This is a genomic window from Nodosilinea sp. LEGE 07088 (assembly GCF_015207395.1).
Classification (GTDB): domain Bacteria; phylum Cyanobacteriota; class Cyanobacteriia; order Phormidesmidales; family Phormidesmidaceae; genus Nodosilinea.
Genome location: NZ_JADEWX010000017.1, coordinates 15,813 through 32,096, shown reverse-complemented (window position 1 = coordinate 32,096; position 16,284 = coordinate 15,813). Strand labels below are relative to the sequence as shown.

Here is a 16,284-nt window from a genome sequence, read left to right as displayed (position 1 = left end):
TTACTAAATCATTAGGTATCACGGCACCAACGACATTCCGGGCTGATTTTAGGCTCTTAAAACCCGACATTTTTCTCGTTTCTCCATCCCCATGAGGTAGTTCTATGGAATTGATGATCGAAGACTTGATGGAAGAGGTAATTGAGCGTGGCGGCTCTGACCTACACCTCTCAGCAGGGCTGCCACCTTACATCCGCATCAGCGGTAAGCTCACGCCCACTGAACATGAACCCATGACCCCCGAGTCATGTCAGCGGCTCATTTTCAGTATGCTGAACAACACTCAGCGTAAACAACTCGAACAAACCTGGGAGCTCGACTGTTCCTATGGCGTCAAAGGGCTGGCTCGATTTCGAGTAAATGTCTACAAAGATCGAGGCACCTACGCGGCCTGTTTGCGGGCACTCAGCTCAAAAATCCCCTCTATGGACACGCTCGGTCTCCCCAATATTGTTCGGGAGCTATCGGAAAAGCCCAGGGGGCTGATTCTCGTTACTGGCCCTACTGGTTCGGGGAAATCAACTACCCTGGCTTCGATGATCAACAACATCAACCTCACTCGGCCAGAGCACATTCTCACCGTTGAAGACCCAATTGAATTCGTTTACGAACCGATCAAGAGCTTAATTCACCAACGCCAGATTGGGGAAGATACCAAGAGCTTTGCCAATGCCCTCCGCGCCGCCCTGCGGGAAGACCCCGACGTGATTCTGGTGGGTGAAATGCGCGACCTGGAAACCATCTCGCTGGCCATTTCAGCGGCAGAAACTGGCCACCTTGTATTTGGCACCCTGCACACCAGCTCAGCGGCCCAAACCGTTGACCGCATGATTGACGTATTCCCTCCCGAACAGCAACAGCAAATTCGAGTGCAGCTTTCAGGCTCCTTGGTTGCTGTGCTAAGCCAAACTCTGGTACCCAAGGCAAACCCTAAACCTGGTGAATTTGGTCGGGTTATGGCCCAGGAAATTATGGTGATTACCCCAGCTATTGCCAACATGATTCGAGAAGGCAAAACACCCCAGATTTACGGCGCCATTCAGACGGGGGGTAAGCTGGCTATGCAAACCCTAGAGAAAGTATTGGCCGATCTTTACAAGGCGGGTACCATTTCCTTTGAGGCAGCCATGTCTAAAACCTCTCGCCCCGATGAATTGCAGCGCTTAATTGGCCCAGCAGCCACACCCAATGCCGCTGCCCGTCAGGGTACTACTGCGGCTCGCCGATAGGAAGCTAGCCTATCAAAGGATGACTCAGTCGATGCCAGAGATGAGATCCACAGGTCATATTTTTTGGTATCGACATGGGCCTAACCCAGATCGACTATCTAGAATGGAACAGTCCACGCATTAATAACCATCAGGTAAATCTAGCGGGTTCGACAACTTAAACCCATCGTTATAATTGCAGTACCTTCAAACCACTGAGCCTTTGAGCCATGCCTACCTACGTTGCCATTGGTCGCGATACCAGCGGAGCCCAGCGCAAAGAACGAGTTTCTGCCGAAACACCTAATGAAGCTCGTAATCTCCTGAAAAATCAGGGCCTCTACGTGATGGACCTGAAAGAAGATGCAGGTTTCAACTTTGATCTGGAGAGTATCAAGACCTCCATGACCAAGGTAACCGTAAAAGATAAGGCCATTTTCTCTCGTCAGTTCGCAGCCCTAGTCAACGCAGGCGTGGCTCTGGTTAGGGGGCTTGGTGTCTTGTCAGAAGACTGCTCTAACCCCAAACTCAAGCAGGCTCTGATGGCTATTAATGCTGACGTGCAGCAGGGTACTAACCTTTCTGACGCTATGCGCAAGCACCCAAGCTGCTTTGACAACCTCTATGTGGCTCTAATTCAAGCAGGTGAGGTTGGTGGCGTACTCGATGAAGTGCTCAACCGTCTGGCTAAGCTCTTAGAAGACTTAGCTCGATTACAAAATCAAATTAAATCTGCCATGGCCTATCCGGTAACAGTAGGTTTTTTGGCCGTGATTATCTTTGTCGGTATGACCGTGTTTCTATTACCGATCTTTGCCGATATGTTTGAGGATTTAGGCGCTGACTTGCCAGTATTCACTCAAGTCATGATGATGATCAGCAGGTTCTTACGTCAGCCACTGAACTGGGTGTTTATGGTTGCCGCTATATCGGCATCGGGCTTTGCCTACAGGCGTTACTATGCCACCCTGAACGGGCGGCGAGTGATTGATCGACTTTCTCTCAAAATGCCGCTATTTGGCGACTTGATTCAAAAAACTGCTACAGCTCGTTTTTGCCGCACCTTTGGCTCACTGTCAAAGTCTGGGGTGCCTATCCTAACGGCACTAGAAATTGTGCGTGATACAGCTGGTAACCAGATTATTGCTGAAGCTGTAGATGACGCCAAGCAGGATGTTCAGGGTGGTGGCATGATCAGCATTGCCTTGCAAAAGCACGCCGTATTTCCTTCTATGGCTGTTCAAATGATCAGCATTGGGGAGGAAACCGGGGAACTTGACGCCATGTTGATGAAGGTTGCCGACTTCTACGAGGACGAGGTCGAGCAGGCAGTAAAGGCACTCACCAGTGTGATGGAACCGCTGATGATTATTGTGTTGGGCGGTATGGTTGGATCGATTTTAATATCGATGTATTTACCCATGTTCAAGATTATGGATGCAATTGGGTAAAGTGGATTGCCGGGTATAGCTTGACTCCTGTGGCTTCAGGGTCGCACTTTTGAGGTCACTGCTTCAGATCTGCGACCATTCGAGCTGGGGAGGCCATACTCCCTAGCACAGTCTAATAGCGATGGAGCACTTGAGAACTGAGCTTAGGGGCAGATGATGACCCAAGTATAGAGTTGGCCAATTCACTTAGGACGTGGCTAAATGCCGATCGCCGGGGTCAAGGTGGCGGGCTGGTGACCGATGCAACGTCCTAACTATTGTGGCGATGGCTGTAGTTGTCAATGGACTTACTCTGGTTGTTGGGCTCAGCCAGCCTAGAGCATCGGTTCAGTATGGCTAGAAACCCGGTTTCTGCGTTGGTTTGTCTACGAGATTTGGTCGTTCACAGGGTAGAAACCGGGTTTCTGTACTGGCGTTCTAGGACTGGTAGAAGACGGTTTGGTTTGGTGACCTTGATGAGTAAGGTATCTACTAAGGAGTGATGCATGTCGTATATTGGGTTGCTTGGGGCTTGTCTTTTCGGAGTTAGGCCAGCCAGCAGGCCAGGGGAAAGATTAGGTATTGCAGGAAAAACAGCTTCCAGATGAACTGATAAAACATTGGATAGACCTGGTTATTTGGCGTGGCAATCACCTGGCCCGTGTGGGGCACTCGCCGACTCATCCACCACAGGAGAGCTAGAACTAGCAGGTGTGACCCGGCTAAGAAAAGCCGATTAATATCAGCTAGCCAGGGGGCCACGAGGGCCATACCTAGATAACAGGTGGTGAGAATGCCCAATGCTAGGTTGAATACGGTGCGTTGCCCCAGTTGCACCGATAAGGTACTAATGCCGTAGCGGCGATCGCCCTCAATGTCGGGAATATCTTTAAAGAAGGCGATCGCGATGCTAAATAGCAAAATAAAGACTGTCAGAGCCCACACCCGACCTGGAATAGTGAGGGAAAGAGCCATGCGATCGCTAACGTGCAAAAACAGCCCTAAATTGACAATGGCTCCCCGTACCGCCAAGATGCAGACCGATGCCCAAAACGGAAATCGCTTGAGGCGCAGAGGCGGTAAAGAGTAGGCCGTACCAATGACTAAACTCAGACCTACCGTAGCCAGAAGCCAGGGGCCACCCACCGCAGCGATTGCGATGGCCCCCAGTCCGGCCGTCGCTACGATCCAGCGGCCATCTACAATCGAAAATTCTCCAGCCGCCAGGGGCAGGTGAGGTTTATTGATGCGATCAATGGCAATGTCTTCTAGTTGGTTGAGACCCACTATATAGAGATTCCCAAGCAGGCAAGCCGCCCACGCCATACCGATTAGCCTGACCAGTAGACCGGCGGGAAGATAGTAGTCTGGATTCAAACCGGCTAGCACAATGGCGGCAATGCCAACCACGCTGAGACTAGTGCCAATGACGGTGTGAGGCCGCCAAAATTTCCAGAGGGCATAGAGCCAAGAGAAGGGAGCCTGGGTAAAACACAGCCGATTTCCCTGGGGTATTGAGGAGTTTGGTGGAGCAGTGTGGGGCATAAGTGTCACGAGGGTTGCCAGAGGCCTAGCTTCTTAGCTTATCGGCTGTTGGCGCAGTTCTTAATAGCTATAGTCTTAAACTCAGCTAAAGTTTCAGTCGCTAGCAGGTCTGCCCCGCATGACTTCAAGATCGAGCCAGGTAATCATCACCCCTGCCACTGGTACTGCCAGAAATAACCCCAGCACCCCAGCCACGGTGGCACCCACTAGCAACGCAAAGAACATGACCACTGGGTTGATGTCTAGAGAGTCTTTCATGACATAGGGCAGCAGCAGATTTTCTTCAACCTGCTGCAGAGCGATACAAACTACTAACGCTTGAATAGAGAGCCATACGCTCTGGGACAAAAGTAGCAGCCCCACCAAGCCAACCCCGATCGTCGCGCCAATGCCTGGAATGAGGTCAAATACACCGGCAATGAGAGCCAGCAATAGGGGAAAAGGAACCCCCAATATTAAAAATACAATGAAGGTAGACAGACCAAAAAATATCGACAGCAGCAATCGACCCCAGAAAAAGCCCAGCAGATTGCGCTGTAGTACGGTGTTAAAGCGCTCTTTGTTGCGCAAAGGGAGGTGGTTGAGTAGCCACCACCAAATATTGGCCCCGTCTAGCAACATAAAGAGGGTGATCACAGCGATCAGGATGGCTAGCACTAAGTTTGCTAGGGTCGACTGTAACAGCCCTAACCCAGTGGTCAGAATAGTCACGGCCTGGTTTTGCAGCTGTGGTTCTAACCCCTGCAAGTTAATGGGCAGGTTCCAGGTCTTTAGAAGGCCTTCAAAACTGCTGAGCCAAGGGAGAACTGACGTAGAAAAGTCTTGCATGCTGGCTGCTAACTGCTGCCCCTGGGATAACACGGCCATACCCAGCGTCATCGAAAGGCCTACGACAAGCGTCAAGCAGCTTAAAAAGACCGTCGTGACGGCGACGCCACGGGGCAACCAGCGGCTGAGCCAAGTAGCCGGATGGTTAAGCAAGAATGCCAGAATTGTGGCGCTAACAAACACCACCACCACTACCTCAAAATAGGCTAGCAGCTGAATCGCTGCCCAGCCGCTGGTAAACATGAGCAAAAACCGCACCAGGCTACTGGTGCCGAGAACAGTCCAGACCGGGTCTCGGCTATGGTGGGGCTCTCCCCGAATAGCCTCTTCTTGAAAATCTTCAGTTTTCATCGGCGGCGTCTTGCACCAGCACAAAGGGTTGCACAATCAACGATTGAAACTGCTTTTTGGCAGTTTGATCCCAGATTTCTAGCTGAAAGGGGGAAGGTTTGGTAATTAGGGCTTCGGCAATCCAATGATTGACGGCGGTGGTGTTGTCGGTAGCGATCGCCACCCCCACGTCAACCAGATCGAGCCTTTGGTCGACTACAACCACTGCGCCGCGATTGGCGTGGGGGCTAATCCAGGCCCAGTCAGCCGGGGCCACCATCTCTGAAAGTTCGGTTTTAAGATCTTGGGTCATGACTTGGGAGTGCGATCGCCAGCTTGTACCAGGCTACCAGATGGGGCAGGGCGGAGACAGCCCGACTGTTTGGCAAGTAGCCCAAGTAGGCTGTTATCTACCCTGGTCGTGGAGACGATGGATGACATCGGCACACTGGGCAGTAATGGCCTCTAAGCCTGCTCGCCCAGTAGATGGCGGCGGCGCAATCGGAGCCCCAATGCGAATAGTCAGGGGAGTAGAGCGCGGTAGCGAGGAGCCCTTTTTGAAAATATATTGGGTGCCCCAGAGGCTGACCGGCAACAGTGGAACCTGAGCCTTAGCCGCAATCAGGGCCGCCCCAATTTTGGGGTCAGGGATGCGCCCGTCGGCGGTGCGAGTGCCCTGAAGAAAAATACCGACAGCCCAACCTTGATCAAGCTGTTTGAGGGCTTCTCGAATAGCGCTGCGATCGGCACTGCCGCGCTTGACGGGGTAGGCTCCGTAGAGCCGAATAGCCTGGCTCAACACCGGCACCTTAAACAATTCTTCTTTGGCCATGTAAGAAACCGGGCGACGCACAGCCGCAGAAAGCAAGGGTGGGTCAAAATCACTAGCGTGGTTAGCCACAACGACCAAACCACCACTTTTAGGCACTTGCTCGGTGCCATAGACCCGACCACGAAAATATAGGCCCAACATCGGGCTAACTATCGACCATTTGAACAAGTGATACCACAGCAGGTTAACGGGGGGTTCGCGATCGCGGCTCATCTCACCTATGTCCAAGCACAATTCAAAGTCTCCCTATCGATTGGACTGGCACTAGGGAACAAGGCCAGCGTTAGACGGCCAGTCCATTCACCTGATCTAGATTGCCCACATTCACCAGTGCCAGGTCGCGACAGGTGCGCTTAGTCAGCCCCGTAAGCACATTGCCCGGCCCTACTTCGATTACTCTGTCAATGCCGAGCTCTGGCAGCGCCAGGGTGATTTCGCGCCAGCGCACCGAGCCCGTCATCTGCTGCACCAGACGTTGCTTGAGGACGGCTCCATCGGTGGTCGGTGTCGGGTCAACGTTTGACAATACCGGCACCTGAGCCACTGAGAAATGCACCGGCTCTAGCGCTTGGGCAAACTGAGCGGCCGCATCAGCCATGAGCGGCGAGTGAAAAGCTCCGCTAACGTTAAGCTTCACTGCCCGCTTAGCCTTAACACCGTCCATCACAGCTGTGACCGCTTCAGGCGTACCTGAGATCACCACCTGGCCAGGATTATTATCATTGGCTAACACCACGCCAGGAGTAGCCTCAATTTTGGCGGCCAGCGCCTCCGCATCGAACCCCAGTAGGGCGGCCATCATGCCGTCAGACGCCTGAGCCATCAATTCAGCCCGCCGTTGTACCAGGGCAAGCCCGGTGGCAAAGTCAAACACTCCAGCGGCGTAAAGCGCTACGTATTCCCCCAGGCTGTGACCGGCAACGACATCAGGCTGGTGGCCCTGGGCCTTGAGCAAATCAACCAGAATACTTTCTACAACGTATAAACAGGGCTGGGTATAGAGCGTGTTAGAGACTTTGTCGTCAGCAGACTGAACGATGTCAAGCACAGACCAACCTAGGATTTCCTCGGCCGCCGCCAAGCGTTCTTGGCCCAAGGGCAAGACAGCCAAATCTACACCCATGCCAATCGCCTGAGAACCCTGCCCAGGAAACACCCACGCCACCTTTGCCATATCCCTGTCCTACCCGACTGTGCTGGATGGGTTTGCCTAGGCTATATAACCGATATTCTTAAGCGCTATAGCCAGAGATACCCGGTCAGCGCTATCGATGCTGGCAGAACCACAGAAACCACTGTCTCATAAAACGTTCATTAGAAACCTCTTAAGAGGATATTTGAAAACACGGAGACAGGTATCAAGGACGTCACCCTAACCTACGTAGCCTGACCTGAATCATAGCGATGTAGATGAGTGCTGCGGAGGACTCGGGCACCAGGCACAGCCTGTCATCAAGCGATAGAGAATGGCATTAACGACGTCATGATGGATGCTTTCACAATCGGATGATGGCCAGATCGGCTTGCAAACACCTGACTTAATTGACTCTGCCAACAGCTCTCTTAGCCGTAACGATACAGTTTCGCCCCGCCTTTTTAGCTTGATAAAGACAGCGATCGCCCGCTATGAGTAGGCTACCTACATCGACAGAGCCAACTACATCGACAACGCCAATGCTAACCGTAATTGCGAGTGAGCTGCTTCCATAAGATAGCGGGCTAGATTCCACCTGCTGGCGTATGCGCTCAGCCATCAGACGTGCTGCTTCTCCGCCGACACCGGGTAGCATAACGACAAATTCTTCCCCACCGATACGCACAAGCTCATCCTCAGCGCGAATAACTTGCGCTACAGTCTTGACAAAGTGGATGAGCACATCGTCCCCAGCATCATGCCCAAAATCATCGTTAATTCCTTTGAAGTAGTCAATATCTAGCATGAATAGGCTGCCAATATTACCGTGTTTTGCATAAATATCCGGTGCGTGGGTAAAGAGGAATCGCCTATTACCACAGCTTGTGAGCGAGTCCGTATAGACCATTCGGTTGAGTTCTGCTGATTGTTGTTGAAGCAGTTTCTGATTTTCCTGAAGTTTGCGATTGATCAGGCTCACCTCTGTGATGTCATGCATGATGCCAACTAAAAATACTTGGCCTCCAGGTAGTGTGAGTCGGCTTTTTCGGGTGATCATTTCTCGCGGCGTAGAATCAGCTCGAAAGACTGTTTCTACGGCTTCGTCAATCTCACCCGATGCCAGTACTCTCAAATCCCCTGCATTACACTGGACGGCTTGGCGCTCCTTAAAGACATCCTTGTCGAGTTTGCCAGCTAAGTCTGCTTGAGAAACACCAAAAAGACTTTCAAAAGCTTGATTCACTAAAACGTACCGAAGCTCAGCATCTTTTACGAGAACTGGATTGGGTAAGATGTCGAGTATTGGGGTCTGTAGGAAGTCTACGCTTGAAGAATCCATGGCTGCTTATATCAGATCTGTATTGATATTGCCCCAAAATTGTTGTGCCAATGCGGTCAGCGAGCTGACTTAGTAGAAAGACGTAATGCTGTATTTCCTGGGACATAATTTAACCGATCCATGGTGCATCGACGCTAATGACGGCAGTCTGGTTATTGTTTTGTCCGCTGTGAGGGCTTTACCAACGTCTCTGCATGCGGGGACGGTTAGGGAATGAATTTCTATCTTGCAGCGAGATATAAGGGATGGCTACAGCCGATAGGTCTAGCAGACCGGCTGTGGCTTTAACTGCGTTCCAGGGCAATCCTTACTGCCACTCCAAAATTGCGGCACCCCAGGTCAGACCAGCCCCAAATCCAGCTGTAGCAATCACATCGCCAGGCTGAATTTTGTTAGCCCGCACGGCTTCGTCAAGAGCGATAGGAATAGAGGCCGCAGAGGTATTGCCATGACGGGCCATGTTACTAACAACTCGATCTAACGGTACGCCAAGGCGATCGGCCACGGCATCGAGAATGCGCTGATTAGCCTGGTGCAAGACCATCCAGCTGATATCGGCGGTAGTCAAGCTCGCCCGAAAGAGGGCTTTTTCAATCACCTCTGGAACGCGGCTGACGGCAAATTTGTACACTTCGCGGCCATTCATGGTGATGGGGGCAAACGTGCCCTCTTGAACCGCGATATCGCCGACCAGCACCGCCGGATCGGACTGGTAGGCTAGGTTCAGACAGTGATTGAGGGAACCATCGCTGCACAGCTCAAAGCCAAGTAGGCGATCGCGCTCTGCCGCCCGCAGCACCACCGCCCCAGCCCCATCGCCGAAAAGCACACAGGTGGTGCGATCGCTCCAATCAGTCCATCGCGACAGCACATCCGCCCCGATGACGACAACATTTTTGTATACGCCAGTTCGTAGATATTGAGCTGCTGTCACCAAGGCAAACACAAACCCTGAACAGGCGGCGGTCAAATCAAAGGCAACGGCGCGGGTGGCCCCCAATGCAGCCTGCACCTGGCAGGCGCTGCCAAACAGATCGTCAGGGGTAGAGGTGGCCAACAAGATCAGGTCCACCTCGCCAGCACTCACCTGAGCCATCGCCAGAGCATTGCGAGCGGCCTCGGCGGCCAGGGACGTCAATGAGTCGGTTGGCGCAGCTACATGCCGCTGACGAATGCCAGTGCGCGACGCAATCCAGTCATCGGAGGTATCAACACGCTGGCTAAGCGCGTCGTTACTGAGGGCTACGCTCAAACGAGCCGAGCCACTGCCCACCAGTGACACACCGGGCATAAACTGTTCCACGGGTTATTCTCCGTCTGCTGCGGGCATAGCTACCCGCTGGTACTGTGCCTGAATGCGATCTTGCACACGATTATCCACCGCTTCTTTAGCCAGGCGGATGGCGTTAAATACCGAGGGTGCCTGGGAACTACCGTGGCTAATCACCGTCACCCCAGCTACCCCCAGCAACAACCCACCGCCATGTTCGGCATGGTCAACTCGCTGCTTAATTCGTCGTAGATTGGGTTTGAGAATCGAAGCTCCAATCTTGCCGCGCACGCCTTGAGGCAATTCTTCTCGCAAAATTTGCAGTACCGACTCACCTACCGCCTCTGCGAACTTCAGCAGCACGTTGCCGACAAAGCCATCGCAGACTACAACATCAAACTGACCTGACAAAATATCGCGCCCCTCGGCATTACCGGCAAAGGGAATGTTAGGGTTTTCTTCGAGCAGCTGATGAGCCCGCAACGCGGCGTCGTTGCCCTTGCTGGGCTCTTCACCAATATTGATTAGCCCCACCCGAGGATGCTCGACCCCCAGCACATAACGGGAATAGATCGTGCCCATCATGGCAAACTGCTCTAAGTACTTAGGGCGGCAGTCTACATTCGCCCCGACATCCAGAATCAGTACTGACTTATTGGCAACTACCGTGGGAAACACCGCCCCGATCGCCGGGCGGTCAATCCCTTTCAAACGGCCCAAACGCAAGAGTGCAGCAGCCATAGCGGCCCCCGAATGACCGGCGGAGACGACCGCATCGGCCTGGCCTCGCTTGACTAAGTCCATAGCGACATTAATCGAGGCCTGGGGCTTTTTACGTAGGGCGCTCAGGGGCTCTTCGTGCATTTCGATGCTGCCCTCGGCGGGCACTAACTCAATCCCCTGGAGCTGATCAACATTAGCCGTTGACGCCTTAATGTGATCGACGTTACCCACCAGGGCAACGTCTACGTCTAACTCGGCCTTGGCGCGGATGGCACCTGCGACGATTTCGCCAGGGGCAAAGTCACCCCCCATCGCGTCTATGGCAATACGTGCCCGGTTAAAACCCATCTGCTGAATCTTTTAAAAACCTGAGGAAATTCTAGCAGACTACCCTACCGACTATTCTTCGCCAGGTTCCACTATCCGTTGAAAAAGGTAGCCAGTCCCTCGGGCGGTGAGAATGAGCTCTGGGTTGCTGGGGTCATCTTCAAGCTTGGCCCGCAGACGAGAAATGTGGACATCGACCACCCGAGTATCGACATGGCGTTCGGGGGTGTAGCCCCAGACCTCTTGTAAGATTTCGGAGCGAGAGAACGGCTCACCTGAGCGACTGACCAACAGCTCTAGCAGGCTAAACTCCATGCCGGTGAGCCGAATGCGTTCGTCGCCTTTATAGACCTGGCGTTTGTTAGTGTCGATGCGAATTGTATTGACTGAAATCACCCCAGAACTGGGGATGCCAGTCATACCGGTTTTATCGACCCGGCGCAGCACAGAGCGAATGCGGGCCTCTAGCTCTTTGGGAGAGAAGGGCTTGACCACGTAGTCGTCGGCTCCGAGTTCTAACCCAGTAATGCGATCGGCCACGTCGCCCAGGGCCGTGAGCATGATAATAGGGATATCAGACTCTTTACGCAGCTCTTGACAGACACCGTAGCCATCTAGCTTGGGCATCATCACGTCGAGCACCACCAGGTCGGGGGCGGCGTTGCGAAAGGTTTCGAGGGCTTCTTCGCCGTCGGCTGCGGTGACGACGTCGTAGCCAATCATAGACAGACGAGTTTCGAGGATGCGTCGAATGCTGGCTTCATCGTCAACGACCAGTATTCTTTCTTTGTTATTTTCCAAGGCTTTTCAAGGCTCCCTACATAACGTCATATTCTATAAACAATCGCAACGTTAAATGATTAACTTTTGAACGCTCCCAGGTTGCTTGCCTAGTGCGATCGCAAAAATCGCCGACATAACTTCCCTACAACACCCCGCATGAAAGGCTTTATGACGTTGGACTATTCTATGTGTATTGATTCATGTCACACCCTTGAAATTTCCCTGCTTCAGGCTTTTTTAAGGTTTATGACAAAACGCTAGACTCACGCTTAGGAGCGTTTGGTGCTTCAGAAGATTGGCTGGTCGAATCAGTAAAACAGGGAATATCGTGGCAAAATCGCGTTCCATTTATGTCTGTAACGAGTGCGGGGCTGAGTCGCCTCAATACTTTGGCCGCTGCCCTGTATGCAATAGCTGGAATACTCTAGTGGAGCAGGCTCAGCCTGCGAAAGAAACCACTGCTCGAGCTGCCAGCCTGGGGCGTAGCCGAGGCGCAGCGACCCGGGCTAAAGCCAGTCAGCCACGATTGGCCATGACCCTGCATCAGATTCAAGATCACCCCCAGGCGCGTCTACCGTCGGGCTATGGGGAGCTAGACCGGGTGCTGGGGGGCGGCATTGTGCCAGGGTCGCTGGTGCTGCTGGGGGGTGACCCCGGCATTGGTAAATCAACTCTGCTGCTACAGGTCGCCAATCAACTGGCAGCACGACAGCGGGTGCTATATGTCTGTGCTGAAGAATCGGGTCAGCAGGTGAAGCTGCGGTGGCAGCGGCTGGGGACAGCAGAACGGGGAGAGGGGAAAGGTGCCACGGCAGATGATAGTTTAGCGGTACGGGCAACGGGTAAAGGTAGCCGAGGCAAGAGTAAAACTGGGGCGTCAGAGGAAGTTGAAACCGCTGGAATAGAGTCGGTAAATACCCAGCTCTTTTTGCTGCCGGAGATTGATTTAGAAACGATTTTGATGGAGCTGGAGTCGCTACAGCCAGCGGTGGCGATTATCGACAGCATTCAGGCGCTCTACTACAGTGCGTTGACCTCGGCACCGGGGTCGGTAGCGCAGGTGCGGGAATGCACCTCGGCGCTGATGCAGCTGGCGAAGCGGGCCAATATTTCGCTCTTTATCGTCGGTCACGTGACCAAGGAGGGGGCGATCGCAGGCCCGAAAGTCTTAGAGCACCTGGTCGATACAGTGCTGTACTTTGAGGGCGATCGCTTTGCTAGCCACCGCCTGCTGCGATCGGTCAAAAACCGGTTTGGGGCCACCCACGAGTTGGGCGTGTTCGAAATGGTCGATCGCGGTCTGGCGGAGATCAGCAACCCCTCGGCCCTGTTTTTGGGCAACCGCGATGAGCAGGTGCCCGGTATCGCCACCATCGTCGCCTGCGAGGGCACGCGTCCTCTGGTAGTGGAGCTGCAATCGCTGGTCAGCCCCACCAGCTATAGCTCACCGCGCCGCTCGACCACGGGCATTGAGTTCAACCGGCTGCTGCAAATTTTGGCGGTGCTCGAAAAGCGGGTGGGCATTCCCCTCTCCAAGCTCGATGCCTACGTGGCCTCGTCGGGGGGGCTGGCGGTGGGGGAACCCGCGGCGGATTTGGGCGTGGCGATTTCGGTGGTGGCCAGCTTTCGCGATCGCCTGGTTGACCCCGAGCTAGTGCTGATCGGCGAAGTGGGCTTGGGCGGTCAAGTGCGCCCTATTTCCCAGCTGGAGCTACGGCTAAAGGAGGCGGCCAAACTGGGCTTTAAGCGGGCGATCGTGCCCAAGGGACAGTCTGTAAACGTCGCAGGGCTGGAGATCGTGGCGGTGTCGCGGGTGGTGGATGCCATCACCCATGCGCTGAAGGGCAGCGGGTGATGGAGCTATGGGTATGTAGGTGGAGCCGAACCAGTAGAAGGCTGAGGCCTCCCCAGGGGCGATCGCATTGTCTCGGGATATAGACGCAATGTCTCGGCATCCAGGTAAATGGAAGGTAAAATCTTGTAAAGAACCTTAACTGTCGCTCTGGAGGTACACCATGACCCCTACCGTCGAAATCTATACCTGGAGTCGTTGTCCCTTCTGCATTCGCGCCAAGGGCTTGCTTGACCAAAAAGGCATTGCCTACACCGAATACTGCATTGATGGCGATGAAGCCGCCCGCAGCGAAATGGCCAAGCGGTCAAACGGGCGGCGATCGCTGCCCCAGATTTTCATCAATGATCACCATGTGGGCGGCTGCGACGACCTGTTTGCACTAGATGCCCGAGGTGGTGTAGAACCCCTGCTATCAGCGGCTAGCTAGAAGATGACGCATTCAGAAACCCGGTTTCTTTGGAGAGGCGCAAAGATATCTCTGGCTACGCGCAGAAGGAACCGGGTTTCTAGCTAGGCAAGACTAGCTGTGGGCATTGGTTTTAGCGGGGTGCTGCGCTTTGCTACCATTGCCATTGAGCTGACCATTTTGGTTGGCTTTGCGGGGCTGAATGAGGCCATAGCCGCCATGGTTGCGCTCATAGATCACGTTGATTTCTTGCGTGGTGACATTGAGAAACATATAAAAATCATGGTCGATCAGCCCTAGCTGCTCTAGGGCCTCGGCCACGGTCATAGGAGTCATAGCAAAGTATTTGGCGCGAATGACCTCTTCAGGTAGATGGGGTTCACTGGTATTGAGCACGTGGCTAACATCAGTCGCTGGTGCTTCGTTAAGATAGGCCTCAGTGGTTTTGCCCAGAGTACCCTGCATGCGGGTGTTGCGCTTTTCTTTGAACTTGCGCAGCTGACGGCTGATTTTGTCGGCGACTAGGTCAATACTGGCGTAGAGATTCTCGCTGCTCTCTTGGGCTCTAACGACGGCTCCATCAACAAAGAGGGTGACTTCAGCGGACTGATTTGCACCAACTCTATGGTTGCGCGCTACCGATAAATGAACATCTACCTCGTTGGTCAGGTGTTTGAAGTGGCTCACCGCCTTGAGGATTTTTTGCTCTACATGCTCCCGAATCGCGTCTGTAATTTCAATATTTCTGCCATGGATAACCAACTTCATAAAGCGGACTCCTTGATACGTCGGCTCATGGGTTTACCCTAACACCTTGTATCTTGTACAACAGCGTCCTTTAGAATCCTTTGCATGGGTTGATAATTCTTGATTGCAAGTTCCTAAAAACTAACCCATTTGAGCGAACTTACGGTTGACAACTATGGGGCTAAACCCACACGAAACCACGCCCCGGTGCGAAGTGTATGAGTTAGGGATCGTTCCCTATGCGGAAGCTTGGGCCTGGCAGAAATCGCTGGTGCAGCGCCATCGGGACGGCCCCCAGCCCGATCGTCTGCTGCTGGTCGAGCACCCTGGTGTGTATACCCTGGGCCAGGGGTCTACCCTCGACCATCTCAAACGGCCGCCAGAGCAATTGCCCTATCCACTGTTTCGCACTGAACGCGGCGGCGAAGTCACTCACCACTGCCTGGGGCAACTGGTGGGCTACCCCATTCTCAATCTCAAACGGCACCAGACCGATCTGCACTGGTATCTACGTCAGCTAGAGGAAGTTTTGATCCTCACCCTGGCTGAGTTTGGGGTAATGGCGGTTCGCCAGCCGGGGTTAACAGGGGTGTGGGTAGGCCACTGCAAACTAGCCGCGATCGGTATCAAGGTCAGTCGTTGGATTACTATGCACGGGTTGGCGCTGAATGTGTGCCCTGATTTGCGCGGGTTCGAGGCGATTGTCCCCTGCGGCATTACCGACAAACCCGTCGGTAGTCTGGCGCAGTTTTGCCCAGAGGTCACGGTAGATATCGTGCGTCCAGTCGTAGTCAAACACTTTGCCGCTGTGTTTGGCGTCGTTCCCACTACTGAGAATGTCGCCCTACTGGACCTCTAAGCGTTTTCACCGCACAAATACTGCATCGCCCCCAGCGCTTGAGTTCCCCGGCGGGGCAAGGGCACTGGCACTGGGGACAGAGGGGCTGCTGGGTCGCCAGTCGCTGAGTCATAGTAGCCCAGCGTTCAAAGCTCTCCTCAGCGGTTTGCGGTCGCTGCAACGATGTCGGAATCACCTGGGGTTCAAAACTCGGGTGCTGTCGCAACCACTCAGGTAAGGCCGTTGGAGAACGTTGTTGAGCCCTGGGCGACGACTGCTTTTGCCGATGCCAGTCGCCGCTAGAAAACCGAATGTCGCGCAGGTTGAGATGGAGGCGATCGTTGAGCTTGGCTAAGATACGCAGACGTTCTAGGGTCAACGTCTGCGCCCACATGGGGTTGATCACCGCCACATGCAGCACATCGCGATCGAGTCGTACCGGAGCCGCCTGACGCGCCACCCCTTCGCCCACCAAGGCTGCCCAGTGATTGAGTACCTGACGAAACTGGCCCCGACTCTGCCATCGGGGCTGTCGCTCTAGCTGGTGAATGACATTGTGAATAGAATCCAGCGACATCTGACACCCAAGATAGGGAAAGGTCTGCTCAGCCTAGCTCACTTTATTGCCTTACCGCAGATACCATCACCTGGGACAGGGTTTACCGAAAAAGGCATTGGGGCAGCGCCA

General features: G+C 53.8%; 16 protein-coding genes. 5 read left to right on the top strand and 11 right to left on the bottom strand.

The features are described from left to right. Nucleotides 1-104: 104 nt before the first annotated feature. Entirely contained in the window at nt 105-1,229 is a 1,125-nt protein-coding gene (locus tag IQ254_RS06680; RefSeq protein WP_193965395.1) for a type IV pilus twitching motility protein PilT, read from the top strand. A gap of 209 nt (nt 1,230-1,438) precedes the next feature. Further along, on the top strand, nt 1,439-2,659 hold the full coding sequence (locus IQ254_RS06675; RefSeq protein WP_193965394.1) for a type II secretion system F family protein: 1,221 nt from the start codon (nt 1,439-1,441) through the stop codon (nt 2,657-2,659). Nucleotides 2,660-3,184: 525 nt separating this feature from the next. Here the strand turns inward: IQ254_RS06675 and IQ254_RS06670 are convergent. The 9 genes from IQ254_RS06670 to rpaB form a co-directional block, all read right to left on the bottom strand. Next, on the bottom strand, nt 3,185-4,183 hold the full coding sequence (locus IQ254_RS06670; protein ID WP_193965393.1) for a homogentisate phytyltransferase: 999 nt from the start codon (nt 4,181-4,183) through the stop codon (nt 3,185-3,187). Nucleotides 4,184-4,276: 93 nt separating this feature from the next. Beyond that, complete coding sequence (locus tag IQ254_RS06665; RefSeq protein ID WP_193965392.1) at nt 4,277-5,362, bottom strand: AI-2E family transporter; 1,086 nt, start codon at nt 5,360-5,362, stop codon at nt 4,277-4,279. After that, on the bottom strand, nt 5,352-5,654 hold the full coding sequence (locus IQ254_RS06660) for a DUF2288 domain-containing protein (RefSeq protein WP_193965391.1): 303 nt from the start codon (nt 5,652-5,654) through the stop codon (nt 5,352-5,354). Before IQ254_RS06660 ends, IQ254_RS06665 begins: the two co-directional genes overlap by 11 nt. A gap of 93 nt (nt 5,655-5,747) precedes the next feature. Further along, nucleotides 5,748-6,386: a 1-acyl-sn-glycerol-3-phosphate acyltransferase gene (locus IQ254_RS06655; RefSeq protein WP_193965390.1), complete on the bottom strand. Its 639-nt coding sequence runs from the start codon at nt 6,384-6,386 to the stop codon at nt 5,748-5,750. 70 nt (nt 6,387-6,456) lie between these two features. Continuing rightward, nucleotides 6,457-7,347 (bottom strand): ACP S-malonyltransferase, encoded by an 891-nt coding sequence (gene fabD, locus IQ254_RS06650; protein WP_193965389.1) that lies wholly within the window; start codon nt 7,345-7,347, stop codon nt 6,457-6,459. A gap of 364 nt (nt 7,348-7,711) precedes the next feature. Then, a complete protein-coding gene (locus IQ254_RS06645; protein WP_193965388.1) occupies nt 7,712-8,647 on the bottom strand; it encodes a GGDEF domain-containing protein in 936 nt (311 codons plus the stop codon). Between the two features lie 307 nt (nt 8,648-8,954). Then, nucleotides 8,955-9,938, bottom strand: coding sequence for a beta-ketoacyl-ACP synthase III (locus tag IQ254_RS06640; protein ID WP_193965421.1), 984 nt, complete (start codon nt 9,936-9,938; stop codon nt 8,955-8,957). Between the two features lie 15 nt (nt 9,939-9,953). Beyond that, on the bottom strand, nt 9,954-10,988 hold the full coding sequence (gene plsX / locus IQ254_RS06635; protein ID WP_193965387.1) for a phosphate acyltransferase PlsX: 1,035 nt from the start codon (nt 10,986-10,988) through the stop codon (nt 9,954-9,956). Between the two features lie 51 nt (nt 10,989-11,039). Beyond that, nucleotides 11,040-11,768: a response regulator transcription factor RpaB gene (gene rpaB / locus IQ254_RS06630; protein WP_193965386.1), complete on the bottom strand. Its 729-nt coding sequence runs from the start codon at nt 11,766-11,768 to the stop codon at nt 11,040-11,042. A 310-nt stretch (nt 11,769-12,078) separates the two neighbouring features. On the opposite strand from rpaB, the gene radA reads away from it, so the two are divergent. Further along, the gene (gene radA / locus IQ254_RS06625; protein WP_193965385.1) at nt 12,079-13,605 is read left to right on the top strand and encodes a DNA repair protein RadA; all 1,527 of its coding nucleotides are present in this window, start codon (nt 12,079-12,081) and stop codon (nt 13,603-13,605) included. Between the two features lie 160 nt (nt 13,606-13,765). Continuing rightward, a complete protein-coding gene (grxC, locus tag IQ254_RS06620; protein WP_193965384.1) occupies nt 13,766-14,032 on the top strand; it encodes a glutaredoxin 3 in 267 nt (88 codons plus the stop codon). Nucleotides 14,033-14,125: 93 nt separating this feature from the next. Here the strand turns inward: grxC and raiA are convergent, their stop codons facing one another. Beyond that, nucleotides 14,126-14,779 (bottom strand): ribosome-associated translation inhibitor RaiA, encoded by a 654-nt coding sequence (gene raiA / locus IQ254_RS06615; protein ID WP_193965383.1) that lies wholly within the window; start codon nt 14,777-14,779, stop codon nt 14,126-14,128. A gap of 154 nt (nt 14,780-14,933) precedes the next feature. On the opposite strand from raiA, the gene lipB reads away from it, so the two are divergent. Beyond that, nucleotides 14,934-15,617: a lipoyl(octanoyl) transferase LipB gene (gene lipB, locus IQ254_RS06610; RefSeq protein WP_193965382.1), complete on the top strand. Its 684-nt coding sequence runs from the start codon at nt 14,934-14,936 to the stop codon at nt 15,615-15,617. Here lipB and IQ254_RS06605 read toward each other — a convergent pair. Continuing rightward, nucleotides 15,586-16,173 (bottom strand): DUF721 domain-containing protein, encoded by a 588-nt coding sequence (locus IQ254_RS06605; protein WP_193965381.1) that lies wholly within the window; start codon nt 16,171-16,173, stop codon nt 15,586-15,588. The two genes, lipB and IQ254_RS06605, sit on opposite strands and share 32 nt — an antisense overlap. Between the last annotated feature and the right edge of the window lie 111 nt (nt 16,174-16,284).

Excerpts from the sequence above, each read along its gene's own strand:
- IQ254_RS06605 (WP_193965381.1), bottom strand. The coding sequence starts at position 16,173 with ATGTCGCTGGATTCTATTCACAATGTCATTCACCAGCTAGAGCGACAG.
- IQ254_RS06670 (WP_193965393.1), bottom strand. The coding sequence starts at position 4,183 with ATGCCCCACACTGCTCCACCAAACTCCTCAATACCCCAGGGAAATCGG.
- raiA (WP_193965383.1), bottom strand. The coding sequence starts at position 14,779 with ATGAAGTTGGTTATCCATGGCAGAAATATTGAAATTACAGACGCGATT.
- grxC (WP_193965384.1), top strand. The coding sequence starts at position 13,766 with ATGACCCCTACCGTCGAAATCTATACCTGGAGTCGTTGTCCCTTCTGC.
- IQ254_RS06655 (WP_193965390.1), bottom strand. The coding sequence starts at position 6,386 with ATGAGCCGCGATCGCGAACCCCCCGTTAACCTGCTGTGGTATCACTTG.
- IQ254_RS06640 (WP_193965421.1), bottom strand. The coding sequence starts at position 9,938 with ATGCCCGGTGTGTCACTGGTGGGCAGTGGCTCGGCTCGTTTGAGCGTA.
- IQ254_RS06660 (WP_193965391.1), bottom strand. The coding sequence starts at position 5,654 with ATGACCCAAGATCTTAAAACCGAACTTTCAGAGATGGTGGCCCCGGCT.
- fabD (WP_193965389.1), bottom strand. The coding sequence starts at position 7,347 with ATGGCAAAGGTGGCGTGGGTGTTTCCTGGGCAGGGTTCTCAGGCGATT.
- IQ254_RS06645 (WP_193965388.1), bottom strand. The coding sequence starts at position 8,647 with ATGGATTCTTCAAGCGTAGACTTCCTACAGACCCCAATACTCGACATC.
- lipB (WP_193965382.1), top strand. The coding sequence starts at position 14,934 with ATGGGGCTAAACCCACACGAAACCACGCCCCGGTGCGAAGTGTATGAG.
- IQ254_RS06680 (WP_193965395.1), top strand. The coding sequence starts at position 105 with ATGGAATTGATGATCGAAGACTTGATGGAAGAGGTAATTGAGCGTGGC.
- IQ254_RS06675 (WP_193965394.1), top strand. The coding sequence starts at position 1,439 with ATGCCTACCTACGTTGCCATTGGTCGCGATACCAGCGGAGCCCAGCGC.
- plsX (WP_193965387.1), bottom strand. The coding sequence starts at position 10,988 with ATGGGTTTTAACCGGGCACGTATTGCCATAGACGCGATGGGGGGTGAC.
- IQ254_RS06665 (WP_193965392.1), bottom strand. The coding sequence starts at position 5,362 with ATGAAAACTGAAGATTTTCAAGAAGAGGCTATTCGGGGAGAGCCCCAC.